Origin of the sequence: Acidiphilium sp. PA, assembly GCF_026191915.1 — a bacterium.
Lineage (GTDB): Bacteria > Pseudomonadota > Alphaproteobacteria > Acetobacterales > Acetobacteraceae > Acidiphilium.
Window position 1 is genome coordinate 28509 of sequence record NZ_JAIMBY010000016.1, and the last position, 15622, is coordinate 44130.

At 63.4% G+C, this 15622-nt stretch carries 11 protein-coding genes and 2 pseudogenes; 9 read left to right on the forward strand and 4 right to left on the reverse strand.

Annotation, left to right across the window (positions count from 1 at the left end; genetic code table 11):
- Complete coding sequence (locus AruPA_RS16125; RefSeq protein WP_265637795.1) at positions 1-2103, forward strand: ATP-dependent helicase; 2103 nt, start codon at positions 1-3, stop codon at positions 2101-2103.
- Between the two features lie 193 nt (positions 2104-2296).
- Here the strand turns inward: AruPA_RS16125 and AruPA_RS16130 are convergent, their stop codons facing one another.
- Positions 2297-2479 carry a hypothetical protein gene (locus tag AruPA_RS16130; RefSeq protein WP_265637796.1) on the reverse strand — a complete coding sequence of 61 codons (183 nt, stop codon included), beginning with the start codon at positions 2477-2479 and terminating at the stop codon, positions 2297-2299.
- A gap of 160 nt (positions 2480-2639) precedes the next feature.
- Between AruPA_RS16130 and AruPA_RS16135 the strand changes: the two genes are divergently transcribed.
- The 3 genes from AruPA_RS16135 to AruPA_RS16145 are packed head-to-tail and all read left to right on the forward strand — an operon-like array spanning position 2640 to position 4247.
- Entirely contained in the window at positions 2640-2954 is a 315-nt protein-coding gene (locus AruPA_RS16135) for a DUF1778 domain-containing protein (RefSeq protein WP_265637797.1), read from the forward strand.
- Positions 2954-3484, forward strand: a complete 531-nt coding sequence (locus AruPA_RS16140; RefSeq protein ID WP_265637846.1) for a GNAT family N-acetyltransferase — start codon at positions 2954-2956, stop codon at positions 3482-3484. The genes AruPA_RS16135 and AruPA_RS16140 overlap by 1 nt, the downstream gene beginning before the upstream one ends.
- A gap of 46 nt (positions 3485-3530) precedes the next feature.
- Complete coding sequence (locus AruPA_RS16145; RefSeq protein ID WP_265637798.1) at positions 3531-4247, forward strand: transposase; 717 nt, start codon at positions 3531-3533, stop codon at positions 4245-4247.
- A gap of 127 nt (positions 4248-4374) precedes the next feature.
- On the opposite strand, the gene AruPA_RS16150 is transcribed toward AruPA_RS16145, so the two are convergent.
- From AruPA_RS16150 to AruPA_RS21705, 3 genes and pseudogenes are all read right to left on the reverse strand, one after another.
- On the reverse strand, positions 4375-4971 hold the full coding sequence (locus tag AruPA_RS16150) for a UPF0149 family protein (RefSeq protein ID WP_322784408.1): 597 nt from the start codon (positions 4969-4971) through the stop codon (positions 4375-4377).
- A pseudogene (locus AruPA_RS16155) lies at positions 4968-5123 on the reverse strand (transposase domain-containing protein); the annotation flags it as partial. The gene AruPA_RS16150 and the pseudogene AruPA_RS16155, both read right to left, overlap by 4 nt.
- 55 nt (positions 5124-5178) lie before the next feature.
- Positions 5179-5298, reverse strand: a pseudogene (locus tag AruPA_RS21705) (antirestriction protein ArdC); the annotation flags it as partial.
- A gap of 346 nt (positions 5299-5644) precedes the next feature.
- Between AruPA_RS21705 and AruPA_RS16165 the strand changes: the two are divergent.
- From AruPA_RS16165 to AruPA_RS16185, 5 genes are all read left to right on the forward strand, one after another.
- On the forward strand, positions 5645-6247 hold the full coding sequence (locus AruPA_RS16165; protein WP_265637799.1) for a DUF433 domain-containing protein: 603 nt from the start codon (positions 5645-5647) through the stop codon (positions 6245-6247).
- Between the two features lie 15 nt (positions 6248-6262).
- Positions 6263-6679, forward strand: a complete 417-nt coding sequence (locus AruPA_RS16170; RefSeq protein WP_265637800.1) for a type II toxin-antitoxin system VapC family toxin — start codon at positions 6263-6265, stop codon at positions 6677-6679.
- 227 nt (positions 6680-6906) lie between these two features.
- Positions 6907-8670: a hypothetical protein gene (locus tag AruPA_RS16175; RefSeq protein ID WP_265637801.1), complete on the forward strand. Its 1764-nt coding sequence runs from the start codon at positions 6907-6909 to the stop codon at positions 8668-8670.
- Entirely contained in the window at positions 8667-10217 is a 1551-nt protein-coding gene (locus tag AruPA_RS16180) for a hypothetical protein (protein ID WP_265637802.1), read from the forward strand. Before AruPA_RS16175 ends, AruPA_RS16180 begins: the two co-directional genes overlap by 4 nt.
- Complete coding sequence (locus AruPA_RS16185; protein WP_265637803.1) at positions 10214-15616, forward strand: FtsK/SpoIIIE domain-containing protein; 5403 nt, start codon at positions 10214-10216, stop codon at positions 15614-15616. Before AruPA_RS16180 ends, AruPA_RS16185 begins: the two co-directional genes overlap by 4 nt.
- The last annotated feature ends 6 nt before the right edge of the window (positions 15617-15622 follow it).

A 15622-nucleotide genomic window follows, 5' to 3' on the forward strand; every position in this document is an offset into this window, starting at 1 on the left:
ATGGGTAGCCTCCCCTCAGCCGCCGGCAACGACGATCACCCGATTACTTCGGGCGATCGTGACCCGTTCGCCGATCTGACCGACTCCCAGCGGGACGCGGTCTGGCAGGACGGGCCGGTTCTCGTGCTGGCGGGGGCCGGGACCGGCAAGACGAAAACGCTGGCCGCCGCGATCGTTCGCCGGATCCGCTACGGCGGGATTTCACCATCCCGCGTTCTCGCGGTGACCTTCACCAACAAGGCAGCGCGAGAGATGACCGCGCGGATCGAGAAAGCACTCGGCGCCGGGACCCGCCCGAAATGGATCGGCACGTTTCATGGACTCTGCGCCCGGCAGTTGCGGGCCGAACCGGAAGTCGCCAGCCTGCGGCCGGATTTCGAGATATACGACGCCGATGACAGCCGCCGTGTCGTGCGACGCGTGCTCAAGGCCAGGAATATCGAGGCTGTGGATGGGGCGGGCGGCTCTGATCCCGATCTGCTCAAGCAGATCTGCGGCAGGATCGCTCGATTCAAGGATAATCTGATCGCGCCCGAGGACGCCGCTGTACGGGTTGAGGGGCTGATCGCACAGGCGTCGCGCGAGGGAAGCCCCGTCGATCCGATCGGCATGCGCGCGGCCGTCGGCATCTATCAGGAGTACCAGCGTTACCTGCGCGACGCGAACGCAGCGGATTTTGGGGACCTTATCCTCTGGCCGACACTCGCCATGAGCCGCAACGCCGCGTATCGCGCACGATGGGCGGACCGGTTCGATTGCGTGCTGGCAGATGAATATCAAGACGTGTGTTTCGCCCAATACCGCTGGATCTACCTGCTCGCCGGTACACACCGCCAGCTGTTCTGCGTGGGGGACGATGACCAGGCGATCTTCGGCTGGCGCGGCAGCGACATCCGGTATCTGCGGCGGTTCCTAACCGACTACCCGCGCGGCTCGCAGGTCCGGCTCGAAGAGAACTTCCGGTCCACCGGCCTGATCATCGCAGCGGCCAATGCCGTGATCGCCCACGACCGGGAACGGATGGGCAAGACCCTATTCACCCGGAAGCCTGCCGGCCATCCGATCGAGGTGGTTCGCTTCCGCGATGGCACGGCCGAGGCTGACGGCATCGTGGATCGGATCCTCTGCCGGCATGGCGAAGGAGCCCGGTTTGGAACGATGGCCGTTCTCTATCGCAGCAATTTCCAGTCACGGGCGATCGAGGAGTCGCTGATCCGCAGCCGGGTGCCCTATGTGCTCGTGGGCGACGTTGGGTTCTACCAGCGCGCCGAGATCAAGGATGCGCTCGCCCTGCTGCGGATCTCGGCATCGCCGGATTCCGTCCAGTCCGACGAGGCGGTCAGGCGGATGATCAACGTGCCAGCGCGCGGTTTCGGAGAGAAGGCGCTCGCCTGTCTCGAAGGCGAGGCGAGCTGGCGGCAATGCTCGCTGCTCGCGGCGATCGAGACCGCGCCGCTGCCGCCGCGCAACCGTGCAACAGCGCTCGCGTTCGCCGATGCGATCCGCGGTCACGGGGAGGCCCCGCCGGACACTCTCGCCGACCGGCTGTTTACTCTACTCCAACGCACGGGATACTGGCAGATGTGGCGGGACAGCCGCGCCGAGGAAGCCGCCGAGCGGATCGAAAATCTACGCGAGCTCATCATGATCGCCGGCGGATTTCATGGGACGCGGGATCTTCTCGATCATGCCGCGTTGGCGAGTGGTGGTCCGGGGGATGAGCGCGACGTCGACGACCACATCCAGATGATGACGTTGCACAAGAGCAAGGGGCTCGAGTTCGACCATGTGTTCCTGCCCTCCTGGGAACAAGGCGTATTCCCGCCTTCGTTCGGCGACCTCGCAGAGGAACGCCGGCTTGCCTATGTGGCGCTGACCCGGGGTCGGCAGCTGGTCACGGTGTCCCATGCCGGATTTCGTTACGGGAAAATGCAGCCCTCCATGTTTCTCGACGACATCCCGGCGACCTGCCGCGTGGATGGATGGCACGGCGAAAATGGAGGCTTCCCGTCCTCCTCCGATGCATCGATTGCCGCCAAGGGACAAGCATTCCAGAACGGGGCCGAGCCAACGTCCTCACTAAATTTGTCGTTCCGGTGGTAACGAGGGGCGTGAACGAGAACGTGTCGTGCGAAAGGTCTTATCACTCTCTCCCTGACGCTCATCCAGATGGTCACGCTACAGGTCATACGCTGTCAGGATGTGTCCGTTCGGCAAGTACTGTGAAAAAGTCAGCCCCTTGACCAGCTACGAACTATGCATTCGCGATATTGTTCCAGGGGCAGGCGAGTTTCCCCTATGCCGTCATCGGTGACGGCCAGAACGCGGTCTCATCATCGAGGCCGTGAACCCAGATGACCCCATTCTCGCATTCCAGGGCGAGGGTGGGGTTGTAGATTAGGACTTCATCGGCGCCCAGTTGCCTGGCGGCACACGCGACGGTGTGAACGTGGCGGATTTTATTGCGCTGCGTGGTCATGCCGCCGTCGGTTCCGATGCTGGTTTGGCTGGCGTCCAGTTCCAGTTTAGTAACCAGTCGAGCTGCCGACCGAATCTTCTCGAAAACAAGGCGACGTAGCCCATGATGGATGCAATCGCATTGTATTGCAAAATAAGCTACAATCGGCTATAGACGTCGCATGACAAAAGCCCCAGCGATAACCGCCACAGACAAGCGCAGGGACTACCCGCTCTCGATGCGGCTACCAGAAGGTGACATCGCCATTATCGACCGTGCCGCCGATTTGCGCGGACGCTCGCGGACGGATTTTGTGCGTGAGGCTGCGGTGCGGGCCGCCGAGGAAGTGCTCATGGAAAGCACACTGGTGCGTATGAGCGCAGAGGGGTTCGAATCCTTTATCCAAGCCGTCTCCGCACCTGCTGCTCCCGTGCCGGCGATAGTGGCATCCCTTGGGCGCAGAGCACCATGGGAGAAGTCAACGGCAAAGCGCTGATGGCGGAGCCGCCGCCCTCTGCGCCGGAACTCCTGAATTCCGGTCATGATGTATCCCAGTTCTCCTGCGGCAAGCCCTCGCTCGACCATTGGCTGAAAACCCGGGCGCTAGCCAACCAGCAAAAGGGCTTCACGGTGGTCATGGTCGTCCATGTGGAGGACCGTGTGGTTGGCTATTACGGCTTGGCGCCTACGGCAATTGTTCCAGCGACTCTGCCGCGCGCAATCCGCACTGGCCAGCCACCGACTCCGGTGCCGTGTATTCTGCTCGGGCAGCTTGCGACGGACCGTGCCTGGAGTGGGCAAGGGATTGGCCTGGGATTGTTCAATCATGCTCTTGCCCGCAGCGTGAACGGTGCCGCGTTGATCGGCGGGCGGGCGCTTATCGTCAATGCCATTGATGACGAGGCGGCCGGGTTTTGGCACCGCCGTGGCTTTTTACCGTCAAAGGATGACGCGCTGGTGCTATTCCGGTCGATTGCCGATATCGCAGCTTCGTTACAGGTAGCTGGTGATCACGACGAGGAGTAATCCTCACTCATCCCCTCATTACGTCGCCGGCTTGGAATTGCCGAATATGCCGCTGCTGCGTAGCATTTCCGTGAACTGCCGCATCAGAGGCAGTAGCACCTTCGAATTCGCCATGCAGATCGAGCGCGAACGCTTCCACCACGCCAGTCACTACGAGCGCAACCCCGATCGTCAGCGTTACGCCAATGGCTACAAGCCCAAGCGGATCGATACCCCGGTCGGGTCGATCACCGTCGCTGTCCCCAAAACCGCCGGTCACGTGGGCGAACCCTTCTACCCACAGGCCCTCGAACGCGGCCGACGCTCGGTCCGCGCGGTCATGCTCGGCGTCGTCGAAATGTACATCAAAGGCGCCTCTACCCGCGACGTTGAAGCCGTCATGCGCGAATTCGGCATCGAAAGCCTCTCCTCCGCTCAGGTCAGTCGCGCCAGCAAACTGCTCGATGACCAACTCGTCGCCTGGCGCACCCGATCCCTCGCCGAGATCCGTTACCTCATCCTCGACGCCAGATATGAAAAAATGCGCGATAATGGCGTCCTCCGCGACGCCGCCGTGCTCTCGGCCATCGGTATCGGACCCGATGAACGCCGCCATGTCCTCGGCGTCTCCGTCGCCCTTTCCAAGGCCGAAGTGCAGGCTGCATGGTGCGGTTTTCGGTTATGCCGGCATCGCGCAGCAGGTTCCGAAAGACCCCAGTCGGGAAAGGCCGGCGCCCGGAAGCCGGTTCATTATCCCCGGCGCCCTTACCATCTGTTCTCCTGAACATACCCGATGAAGGCGCGGAGAGGGGCGGGCACATGCTCGCGCCCATGATAGTAGGTAAGCGATGCGACAGCCCCACCCCCCGTTTTTGTTGTTCTGATCAGGGTTTGGCGAAGCGGTGAGGCATCTAGAATTCTCTGATTACGGGAACGACGATTGGGATGGCGTGATAGATTTCGCGCAGGGCGGGATCTGCGTCGCGGCTTGTGTGTTCAGCGGTGTTCAGAGGCTCATCGCCGGCGTCGATGCAGTGGAAGAGGATTGGCATGGTGAGGCGGAACTCGCTGCGGGCGGGGTCACGCAGTGGCTTCCAGGCTGCCCAGCGCAGATGCATGGCGGTCAGGAAGCCGAGGCACCAGGGTTCGGCGAAGACGGTGCCGTCATCGGCTCGTTGGAAGATCGGCGCGTAGGTTTGCGGGGTGGTGGCGAGTGCGTCGCCGATCGCGTTGTGCCTTTGGATGATGGCCTCGATTGCGGTGAGCGTTCTACCGCGGGCGGATGCGATACGACCCTTGTTGCCGAGCAGGTCGACGAACCACTCGTCGGGCGGGATTGAGACCGGGCCGACAACAATGGCGGTGACATAGCCGTCGAGCATGGAGACGTTATGGATTTTTCCCTCCGGCTGTGCGCGTTGCAGCCAGCGATCCAAGGCATCGAGATCCATTGGCGCTGAATTCGGTTCGGCGGGGCGGTGTGTCCGGCGCGGTTGCCGCTGGGTCATGCGGCGAGCGCCGGTCCGGCCTGCAGCACTTTCCAATTCCAAGGCAACAATTCGTGCAAGGCATTCGCCTTGGTCGCGCCGGAGACGATACGCTCGAGCACATCGACCAGGTAGGCATGCGGGTCGAGACCATTCAGACGCGCCGTGTTGACGGCTGGTCGCGGCGTTCTTCGGCATGGCGAGCGGCGCCTTCGCCGTCGCCGTGCCCCAGGGCTGGACCCAGGGCACACGGCCGCCCTCCAACTCGGCCATGATCTTGCCGGTGATTTCGTCATAGAGGCTCGCCCGGTCGTTGCCGGGGCGCGCTGAAGCGGTCTTGTTGGACATCGCGGATCTCCGCGACGGGCGCCGGAGGCCTCTCCTCCAGTTCTCAACCCGTCACGGAAACCCGGTCCGCACTCTCACTCTAGGGGGCGTTGCGGGGACCGCCCCGCTGAAGGGGGTGTGTCGGCGACGCCGGCGCCGACCAGGGGGAAGGCTTTCCCCTCTAGGTGTTAGCTCGCACATGCCTCACGATGAGTTCCAATTATCAGGGCAGCGACTTCCAATCAGCCGGAGAGTCGGAAACCCTGAAAGCCTGGTCCACGCTTTTCCGGCTTTGCAGATGGGCGAAGGGCATCCTTGACGGCAAGATAATACGACCCTATTTTAGGGGTCATATAAGGAGGTGCGAATGGCCCATACCGCCCAGTTCACCGCTGCCGAAGCCGCATTCATCCTGCGCGAGCCCGTCCGCGCCGTGAAGAAGGCCCTGGACGCCGGTCCTGTCCGTCCGGTCCTGCTGCGCCGGGCGGGCGCATCCGTGCGAGCGATCGGGTGGAGCGATCTTTTCTATCTCTACGCCGTGCGCGCGCTGCGCGACGAACTCACACCCAAGGCACGGACGAAATTCTACGAGGCCCTTCAACAAACCCCGATCGACCGCCGCGACGAAGTCCGGTTCGGCCGGTTCCGCATTTCGGTCACCGATCTGGTGGAGGAAGTCGAACGGCGCACGACGGACCTCACGGCGCTTGCCGAGAAGGTCGCGTTTCGGGCCGATGGTGAGCCCCTCCTGAACGGGTCGGAGATCGAGGTCTATCGGATCGCCGCACTGATTGATGGCGGCGCGTCGATCGAGCAGGTCCTGGAAGACTATCCCTCGCTGTCCCGCAAGGAGATCGAGACGGCCCAGGCTTATGCAGATGCCTATCCCAAGGCAGGCCGGCCCTATCCGCGCAGCAGCGTCAAGCGGGCCTTGCAGGGTGCCGGACTGGAAGCGCTCGACGATGCCTGATACCAGCCCGCGCGGATGAAATATCTTCTCGACACGAACGTCCTGCGCGAACTCGGCAAGACATCGCCGCACAAGAATGTCGCCGCCTGGCTCAAGAGCGTCGATGACGCCGATCTTGCGATCAGCGCGCTGACGGTGCGCGAGATCGCCAAAGGCGTCGCCAAGCTCAGAAAGACGAAACCCGAGGCGGCGGCGGCGCTGGACGTCGCCGTCTCAGCGATCTTCGATGCTTTCGAGGGGCGGATTCTGCCGATCAACCGGCCCGTTGCCGCAGCCTGGGGCGAAGCGTTGGGCGAGAGTGACAAGCATGTCGATGATGCCGGCCTTGCCGCGACCGCGCGTGTGCATGGCCTGGTCGTCGTCACTCGCAACGTCAAGGACTTCGAGGGACGCGGGGTGACGCTGCTCGATCCATTCAAGGTCGCGCGCTGATAGCTTGCCTACGCTACCTTCGATCCGCAATTCCATCGCTCGGGTCGAAGTGTATGATCGTTTCTGAAGCATTATCGAGGTATGGTCCACTGCGTTGCGTTCGGTGGTCAATAGCCTATGCTCGTTGAGCGTCATGGTCGGGGGAAAACGGCTTGTCAGAACCGTCATTTACAGCGGCTTGGGTGAAGTTTCTGCGGAACTACGGACCGATTCCTACAAACGACAACATGTACGACGAGTCGATTCAGCGCGCGCTGAAGCGGCACAAGATCAAACCGATCGTCTTACCCGCGCAATTCCTGGACTTCTTGCTGTCCTCGTTCCGCAGTGAGCGGCCCGTTTCGCAGATCATCACCGGGACCGCGGGCGACGGGAAAACCTATCATTGCAGGGAAGTGTGGAAAGAGCTCGGTGGAGACGAAGCAACCTGGAATCGGGGGGCCAAGATCCAACGCCTGTCGGTTGGCGCACGCACGCTCGTCATCGTCAAAGACCTGAGCGAGCTCCGAGATGACGAAAGTGCCGAGCTGATCGAAGCGGTCGCTCGTGACGTCGTCGATCCCGACGCCTCAACGGTCTATTTGCTGGCCGCCAACCACGGGCAGCTGCTCGAAAAGCTGAAGACCGCGCCAGACACAAGCGAGGTCAGGCGCCTCGCACGCGTCGTCGAAGACCTGCTGGTGACTGGTGCCAGTGACGATGAGGGCGTCTTCCTCAAACTGAGCGATCTGAGTCGCGCACCCGCGGCTCAGATGACCGCTGAGATCATCGACGCGATCACCGGGCACGAGGGATGGGCCGGCTGTGACGGTTGCCCCGCGGTGAGCGAGGGCAGCGTCTGTCCCATACTCGAGAATCGGCGGCGCCTGATCGGTGATGGCGCACACGACCCGTTTCGGCGCCGCCTTACGGCGCTGATCGAGCTCAGTGAGCGCAATGGCGGGCATTTCCCAGTGCGCCAACTGCTCGCGCTGATTTCCAATAGCCTCCTCGGTCATCCGGAGGCGCGGGATGGGCTCATGTCTTGTAATGAGGTCCCGGCTATCCAAAAGAGCGGCCGCGGCGACCAAGCCAGCGTCTATCGAAACATCTTCGGGGAAAATCTGAAGCCCAGTAGGGCCGAAAAGACTGAGTTGTTCAAGAAACTCAATATGTTCGGTATCGGCTCAGAAACCAGCAATCGGGTCGACACTCTCCTCGTCTATGGCGCCGATGATCCGGCCTACAAGGAGGCCTACGAGCGACTGGTGCTGCGCGACGCGATGTACGGCGCGACGCCTTTTTACACCCAAGGTCAACGCGCCTATCTCGAGGGCGGCGAAGGCGCCGATCGCGCCCAATTCCTAACCGCGCTGAAATCCCAAAGGCAGCGCCTATTTTTCACAATGCCCGACGACCAGATTGGCGCCTATGACCTTTGGGATCTGACTGTTTTTCGCTACGCCGGCCTCTATCTCGATGTGGCCGCAAAGCTCCGCGCGGCACAGCCGCTCCCACGCGGGGCCCTAGCAATGATCGTCCGGGGTCTCAACCGGGTCTTCACCGGCATGCTGGTGCAGAACCAGGATGAACTCGTCCTCGCCACCTCGGGAAGCTATTCGCAGTCCAAGCGCAGCCCGCTGCTCGATGAGTTGATCTCGGTGCCGCGCCAGGGCGGGGAGGAGGTCACTCTCGTCCCAAACCCGAAGGGTGGTTTCGATATCGCGGTGCGTCTGTATCGCTCGGAGACGACCGCGCCGGTCAGCCTTGAGCTGTCACCCACCCGGTTTGAGTTTTTGGGCCGCGTCGCGGAAGGTGCCCTGCCGAGCAGCTTCTCCCTTGAGTGCCACGAGGACCTGCTGGCGTTCAAAGCGCGCCTATTGCGAGAAACTGAAAATCGCCGTCGGCTGGACGGCGACGAACAGGGCGCCGCAGGCGAGTTGGTTTTGCGCTTTATCGAATTGAGCAGTGACGGCCGGGCGACTCCACGGCGCGTGATGGTAAGGGCATGACGATGGAGATCCTCGACCGCCCTGCCCAATTTGAAGATCGCACCGGGCCGACGATCTGGGTCGACGAGGCTATCTGGGGCCATCGTCTTCACGACGAGCAGTCGCCCTGGCTGACCTTCCTCGAGTTCCTCACGGTGCTGCTGGCGGAGCACGGCGCCGGGCGCGCCTTGCAGGAGGCCTCGCTCAACAGCCTCAGCTATAGGCCGCAGACACAGCTGAAGCTACGCAACCTGGTGTTCAATAACCCGCACATCATGACTGTTCTGGCGGAGGACAGGGCTGATGAGCTGGCCTGGGCGGTCTGGCTCGAAAAGATGGCTCAGTCGGCGGGCGGATTGGAGTCGACTGATTTCACCTATTTGCGAGAGCGCTTCGAGACCTTCCAGGACTTCGCCGCAGTCATCAACTTTCTCCAGGGTTCGGCGATCGAGGGCGACAGCAACAAGCGCTGGAGCTCGAAGTTCGTCTTCCCGTTTGGCCCGCACGCCCTCTATGAGGATGTTAGCGTGAGCCCAAAAGGCGGCGTGTCGACCGATCGCCGCTTCTTCGCCCGCACCGGTGAGGTGCTTTACTTGATGCTGTGTCGCAGCCAGCGCGCATCGGAACTACGGCAGCTGTTGGTCAGCCGGTTCCTGCAAAACCCGGCGCCCTACGACGGCATGGCGCAGGCGCTGCAAGGTGAGCCCCAATTCTCCAAGGCGGAGCGGGGCGGAGCGTTCCTGCCGTGCTCGACACACCCCGTGTTCGACCGGCTGGCGGACGACTGGCTGGCGATCCTCTCGCTCCCGATCCCCGCCTATGATGCGATCCCCCACCTCGTCGCGATCACGGGCTTGAACCTGATTCTCTATCAGCTGGACCGCGCTCGCGAGGTGCTGGGCCGCGAGCCCAGCACCCTCGTCTGCGAGATTGTGGCTCCCAAGAAGTCGGTCGTGCGGGACCTCTCGGCGGACTCCTATCAAGCCAACAACGCCCTGCCGCAACAGGCCCTCGAACGCTTCATCCGTTCGACCACTCAGACGGCCCAATGGGGTGCGGCGCTGGCTTCCGATGACGCTGCCCTGGAGGCCGCGGAAATCCTGCAACAGGCATTCGATTGGCCCGACCCTGATGATCCTGACGAAGCAACTGGATCGCCCCAAGACCTCATCGACAGTTTGGTCGACAAAGCGGTTGTCCGCCACAAACAGCACGTAGGCAAAATCCACATGACCTGGGCGCGGGCCATCGGCCTGTCGTCCCGGCGATCGAGCCGGCGGGTGCGCTATGCGCCGACGGATCGCCTCCTCAAGACGTTGGTGGTCACCTGCGTTCCTCGCCGCTTGGAGTTCAAGGACTTCCTGGCGCTGCTTGCGGACCGATATGGGTTGATCATCGGCGACCATCAGGCGCAGGCCTTCATCGCCAGCGGCGACGCGGACCAAGAGGATTTCTCGGACAACGCCCGGCGGCTAGAGGAACGTCTCGCCAGTTTGGGTCTGCTGAAGCGGCTGTCGGACTCCTGCGCCTATGTCGAGAACCCCTTCCAGCGGGCGGAGGCGGCGTGAAACCTTCCGACCTGATCGGCGCCGCGGGCGCCACGTCATTGCGGCAGCGCCTGCAGGCGCTAAGCGATGACGACGGCGTTGCACGCTTCTTGTTGGATCGCCTGACGGGTGATCAGGTTGCGGCGATCACGGCAGCATTGCTGCTGGACCCCGACACTGAAGCGCTGCTGAAGATCGCCATACCGAGATCCCTAGTGGAGGGTCATGGCCTGCCGGAAAGCGTCGTCACCGACGACCGAACCGTTGCCGTTCGCAACGCCGAGTGTGACCGACCCGCGCTGCTGCTTGCGAACACGGACGATGACCAAGGCGCATCGCTGCAGGACGTCACCCTCATCGGGGCCAAGCAACTCACCGAAGATTCCGCGCCCTGGGTCGAAGCCGCCAGCGCGGGCTTAGGTCTGCCCGACAATCAGCTCGTCGCCTGGCGTACGGCCCTGCGGGGCCTCAACGAAGCCGATGATTGGACGCTGCATCAGATCTCCCACTACGTTGCGCTTACGCGAGAACGCATCGCGAATGAGTCAAAGCCCGTCCAGGAAGCCCTTGGATGGGCGTTGCCCGCGCTCCATCTGCCCCGTGATAGTGGCTATTTCCGGGGGCTGAGAGACAAGGATCTCGACCAGCCGCGCCGCTGGAAACGTCTCTACGGAAAGCTGGTTTCCGACCGCAAGCCGTTGTTGGCGAAGCAGCGCCCAAACCGGCAGGTGATCGAGGCCGATGAGCTGCAGTCACAGTACGAGCAGGCGCGCGAGGATATCGATCCGCGCGGCCACGAGGCCATCGAAGCCTTCATCGTCGCGCCCCCCGGATGGAGTCCCGCGGCCGAAGCGCTCTCGCAGTTCGAATGGGAAATCGACAGCGTCCTGCTACTATTTTCCGGTTTGAAGCTCAAGAAGACGACCCTTCCGGAAGAAACCGCCATCTTCTTCGAATTCGAGATGCCGGGGCGCCTCAGCGAGGCCGATTCCGAGTATCTCAAGGTCCTGAAAACACGATCTTTGAAGGAGACCCGCGACGACGACCGCGAGTTCTTCGAAGCCCATCGCGACGACCTGGCTCAGGACAAACCGCTGCGGGCCAAATGGGAACGCTTCATTTTCGGGCGCCCCATCGAATGCACGGATTTCTCCGAAGGCCTGCTCCTGGCGATCGAACGTCTGTTTGGTCAGGTCAATCCGACTGACTCCAGGCGCAATCTGACGATCAAGTCCGCGCGTCGAACCATGGGCCAATGGCTGGATATCAACGCTGATATCGGGCTCGCCTTCGGTCTGAGATACCGGGGCCTTCCGGCCCTTATGGGCAAGGCCATCACCTGGGACGTTCCCCACCTCTTCGAATACGAGGCGCTGCTCGATCGAGCGAAGAAGCGAAAGAAGTATCGCCGCAACGAGTCGGTCTCCAGAGCCAGCCTGCAGATCAAGTTCGACATCGCCCTCGCGGTGGGCTCGGGGCCGGGTGCGGAGCGCGCAGTGGTGCAGCTCGTGTGGATGGGTCAGCCGAACGCGATCGGTCTTGAATTGCCGAAAGATCTGGGCCGGTTGCTCGGGCGTCCGCTGCTGCGCACCAACGTGGCGCGCCTGCCCGTCAGTCGAAAGGGCGCCCTGCAGTCGGTCTCGCTCGCGGACGTGGCCACGCTGCAGCCAGCTTTCGGCCAGGATGCGGGGTCGCTCATTCCGCGGACCAATGTCGGTGAGGATGTCGGCAAGCTCATTCCTCGCCGGCTGAAAGAGGCCAAGCAGAGCGGTCGCCTCACCGCTGACGCCGTCGACGCCCTCGCCGTCGTCTGGGCGGCCTTCGCGAGCGCCTACTCGGACGCCTTGAAGGCTTGGCAGACCTCCGGTTACGGCTCGCCGATCTTGCTCCAACAGGCCGATGCCTATGGCGCGCTGCTGCGTTGCCTATCCACCCAGGCCGGGGGTGATATCAACCGACGCGATCTTTGGGAGCCAGTGCTTGGGCTTGGCACGGTCATGATCACTGGTGCGGCGCCGTCCGCGATCGTCGCGCCGTGGCATCCCATGCGGCTGGCGGCAACGGCGGTGAAGATGCGGTCCATCGGGGGGCTGGCGGACTACCTACTGTCTGACAATGACGTCAACTTCGGCGACTCCCGGCTTTTCTTTTCCGACCTCCGCGAGGAGCTGGCGCACCCGCTCTATCCGGAGATCGCCGTCGGTTACGACGGCGCCGAACCGGTCCTGCTGGCCGAAACTAGCACGACGAACGACTACAGTCTGTTCGAGCGTCCGGTGCGCGATCCGTCAGAGGCGGGCACGGACGTGGATCCGGGCGAGGCCGCCCGCCAAATCCGCAGCCTCCTCGAACGCTACTTGGATTTGCAGCCGCATGAGGGCTCGAACCTCAGCATCATGCTCTACAATTGCGACGCCGCTGGCCTGCCGCTCGCCGCGGTCAATGCGCTGAGCACGGTCCAGGACGAGGATGAAGTCCACTGCAACGTGCTCGTCCGCCATCGCGACCGCACGAAGCTCGGCCGCGTCTACACCGAGTTGCTCGAACGCTCTGAGGGCGACCCCGACGCTATTGTCGTCAGCGAGACCTCTCGCAATTTCATGTCGAAGCTTCGGATCGGCGTCATGCTCGACAGCGGCCGCGCGCCGAAGGATTCGACCGGCCGCGAGATCGACGTGGCGTTCCTGCATGACGTTGTCTCGCGCCAAGCCAAGGTCCAATGGTTCTCGGTCCCGGCGAGCGACCACAATCCCTCGCTGCTTGAACATGTTCCAGCACGATGGTCCTATCGCCGAGTGACGGCCGAAGACGAGCTGAAGGCCACTAGCTATCTCACCTGTCCACGGCAGCCGGAGGCTGGGTGGGCCTATGTCGATGCGGTCGCCGGCGTCATCCGGCGCCAGTCTCACGGCGCTGGCGAACACTACTTGCCGGCCCGACAGATTTCCTTTCAGGACCATGGTCTGAAATCGATGTTCGACGAGGTCCACGGCCTCGCCGAATGGGTCGCGACCTACGACGATCTGCTCGACAAGCGCCAGTTGGCAGCGCAGGGAATCAACGTCATCCGCTACCGCCGGCAGCGGACGCATGGTCGCAACATGGTCGTTTCATCCACGTCCGAGCTGAGGATGCTCCACGTCCTGGTGCGTCGCCGTCTGTCCGAGCTCTCCCTGGCCTTGTCGGACGACCGTTTGTCCGCCCTGGCCCGGCGGATGATTGACGAGGCCGCGGCGATCTCTGGCGATATCGTCCTTCGGGCGGCCAAACGGGGCGTCTCGGCCGGCGAGCTGATCGGGCTGGTGCTCAGCCGGGCTTTGGTGGCCGAGGAGCTGGGCGCGAGCGCGACCGTCGCGTGGTTCCTGCTGGATGACTATGCCGAGTGGCTCGGCCAGCGCGAGGAGGGCATCGCCGACATTCTGGCCCTGAGCGTTGGCGCGGACTACACTGGCGCCCCGCAGCTGCGCGCCGTCGTCACCGAGGCCAAGTACGTCGACGCCTCCGGGCTGGCCGAGGCCACGCGAAAATCCCGCCAGCAGCTGCGCCACACCGTCAGCCGCGTCGATGACGCCCTGTTCGGCGATCCGGGCCGCCTCGACCGCGACTTGTGGCTCTCACGGATCGCCGACCTCCTGCTCGACGGCACGGCGGCGCTCGGTCAGTCCGCACTGCTCGAACGGGTGCGCGATGGCATTCGCCAGGGCTCCGTCGCCATTGATTTGCGGGGCTATTCCCACATCTTCACCTCCGGTCCGGCCGATGACGGCAGCTCCCTTGGGGAGCAGGATCCGATCACCGATATCGCCAGCGGGCTCCAGGAGATCTTCACCCGGGAAGGCCTGCGGCAATTGATCAAGGCCTACGAGGCCGGCGGGTCCCTCATGGCGACGCGAGGCGCGCTGGGGGGCGAGCATCCTTGGAACAAGCCCAGCTACCGCAGCCCCGCGCCGCGGGTGGATTGGACCAAGTCCATCGAAGCCAAACCCAAGGCCGCGCTTCCGACCAAGACCATCGTGCACAACTATGATGAGGACGACGACGGCGCCGACGACGCCAAACCCCCCGCACCTCCGCAACCTCGTCCCGCCCCGGAGGGGGCAATTGCAGCGGAGCGCCCGGCCTCTCCGCCACCGGCTCCCCCGCCTGCGCCGCTCGACGCTCAGGTCTCGCCCGAGATTGCAACCGACACAGCGGCGCTGGACGGCCCGCCGCGACCCGATGTCGAGGCTGCGCCGAGCGGGCTGTCCCTTGAGGATCTGATCCAGGCCAAGGCGGCGCGATCCCGGGAGGATTCGGCGGAGGAGCAAGCTTGGCTGGAATCGACCGCACAAAAGCTTCGCAGTGCCCTGCTCGGATATTCACTACAGGCCAAGATCGTCGGCACGCGGCTCACCCCCAACGCCGCCCTCGTCCGCTTCATGGGCAGCGACCGGCTTCGAGTGGAAGACATTGAGGCGCGGCAGTCGGCCCTGCTGACGACCCACGGTCTGCGGCTCATTTCGATTTCACCACTGCCCGGCGAGATCGTCGTCGGTGTCGCGAGACCGCAGCGCCAGGTCGTGTCGCTCTGGGACGTGTGGGCGAAACGGGCGCTCAATCGCAACGCTGCCGGCGTCAACACCTCCTTCGTCCTGGGGCTGAAGGAGCTAGACGGTGAGATCCTCTATCTCAACCTCGGTGGCGCTTTCGCCGGCGGCCAGCCCCATGAACCGCACACCCTGATCGCGGGCGCCACGGGGAGCGGCAAGTCGGTGCTGATCCAAGCCCTACTCCTCGATATCGCGGCGACCAATCCCAGCGACCTGACTCACATCCACCTCATCGACCCGAAAATGGGCGTCGATTACGCCGCCGTGGAGCGGCTGCCGCATTTGCAGGGTGGCGTGATTGTCGATCAGACACGCGCCACGGAGGTGATGGAGGGTCTCGTTGCGGAGATGGAGCGCCGCTACGAGCTGTTTCGCCTGCACGGCGCCCGGGATATTCGGGCCTTCAACACCAAGGCGGACCGGTCCAAACGCCTTCCGCTGATTTTCCTCGTCCACGACGAGTTCGCCGAGTGGATGCTCACTGAGGACTACAAGGAGGCGGTGACGGCCAATGTCTCCCGGCTCGGGGTCAAGGCGCGCGCGGCCGGCATCCACTTGATCTTCGCCGCGCAAAGACCCGACGCCAACGTCATGCCCATGCAGCTGCGTGACAATCTCGGCAACCGCCTGATCCTCAAGGTCGCCAGCGTGGGGACCTCGGAAATCGCGCTGGGCGTAAAGGGGGCGGAGCAACTGCTGGGACTGGGCCACCTGGCCGCGCGTCTGAGCGGCGAGCCTAGCATCATCTACGCCCAAGCGCCGTTCCTCTCCGACGACGACATCGACCGCGTCGTCGATGCAATTATCGCGGGCGACGCCGAAGCCGGCTAAACCGCG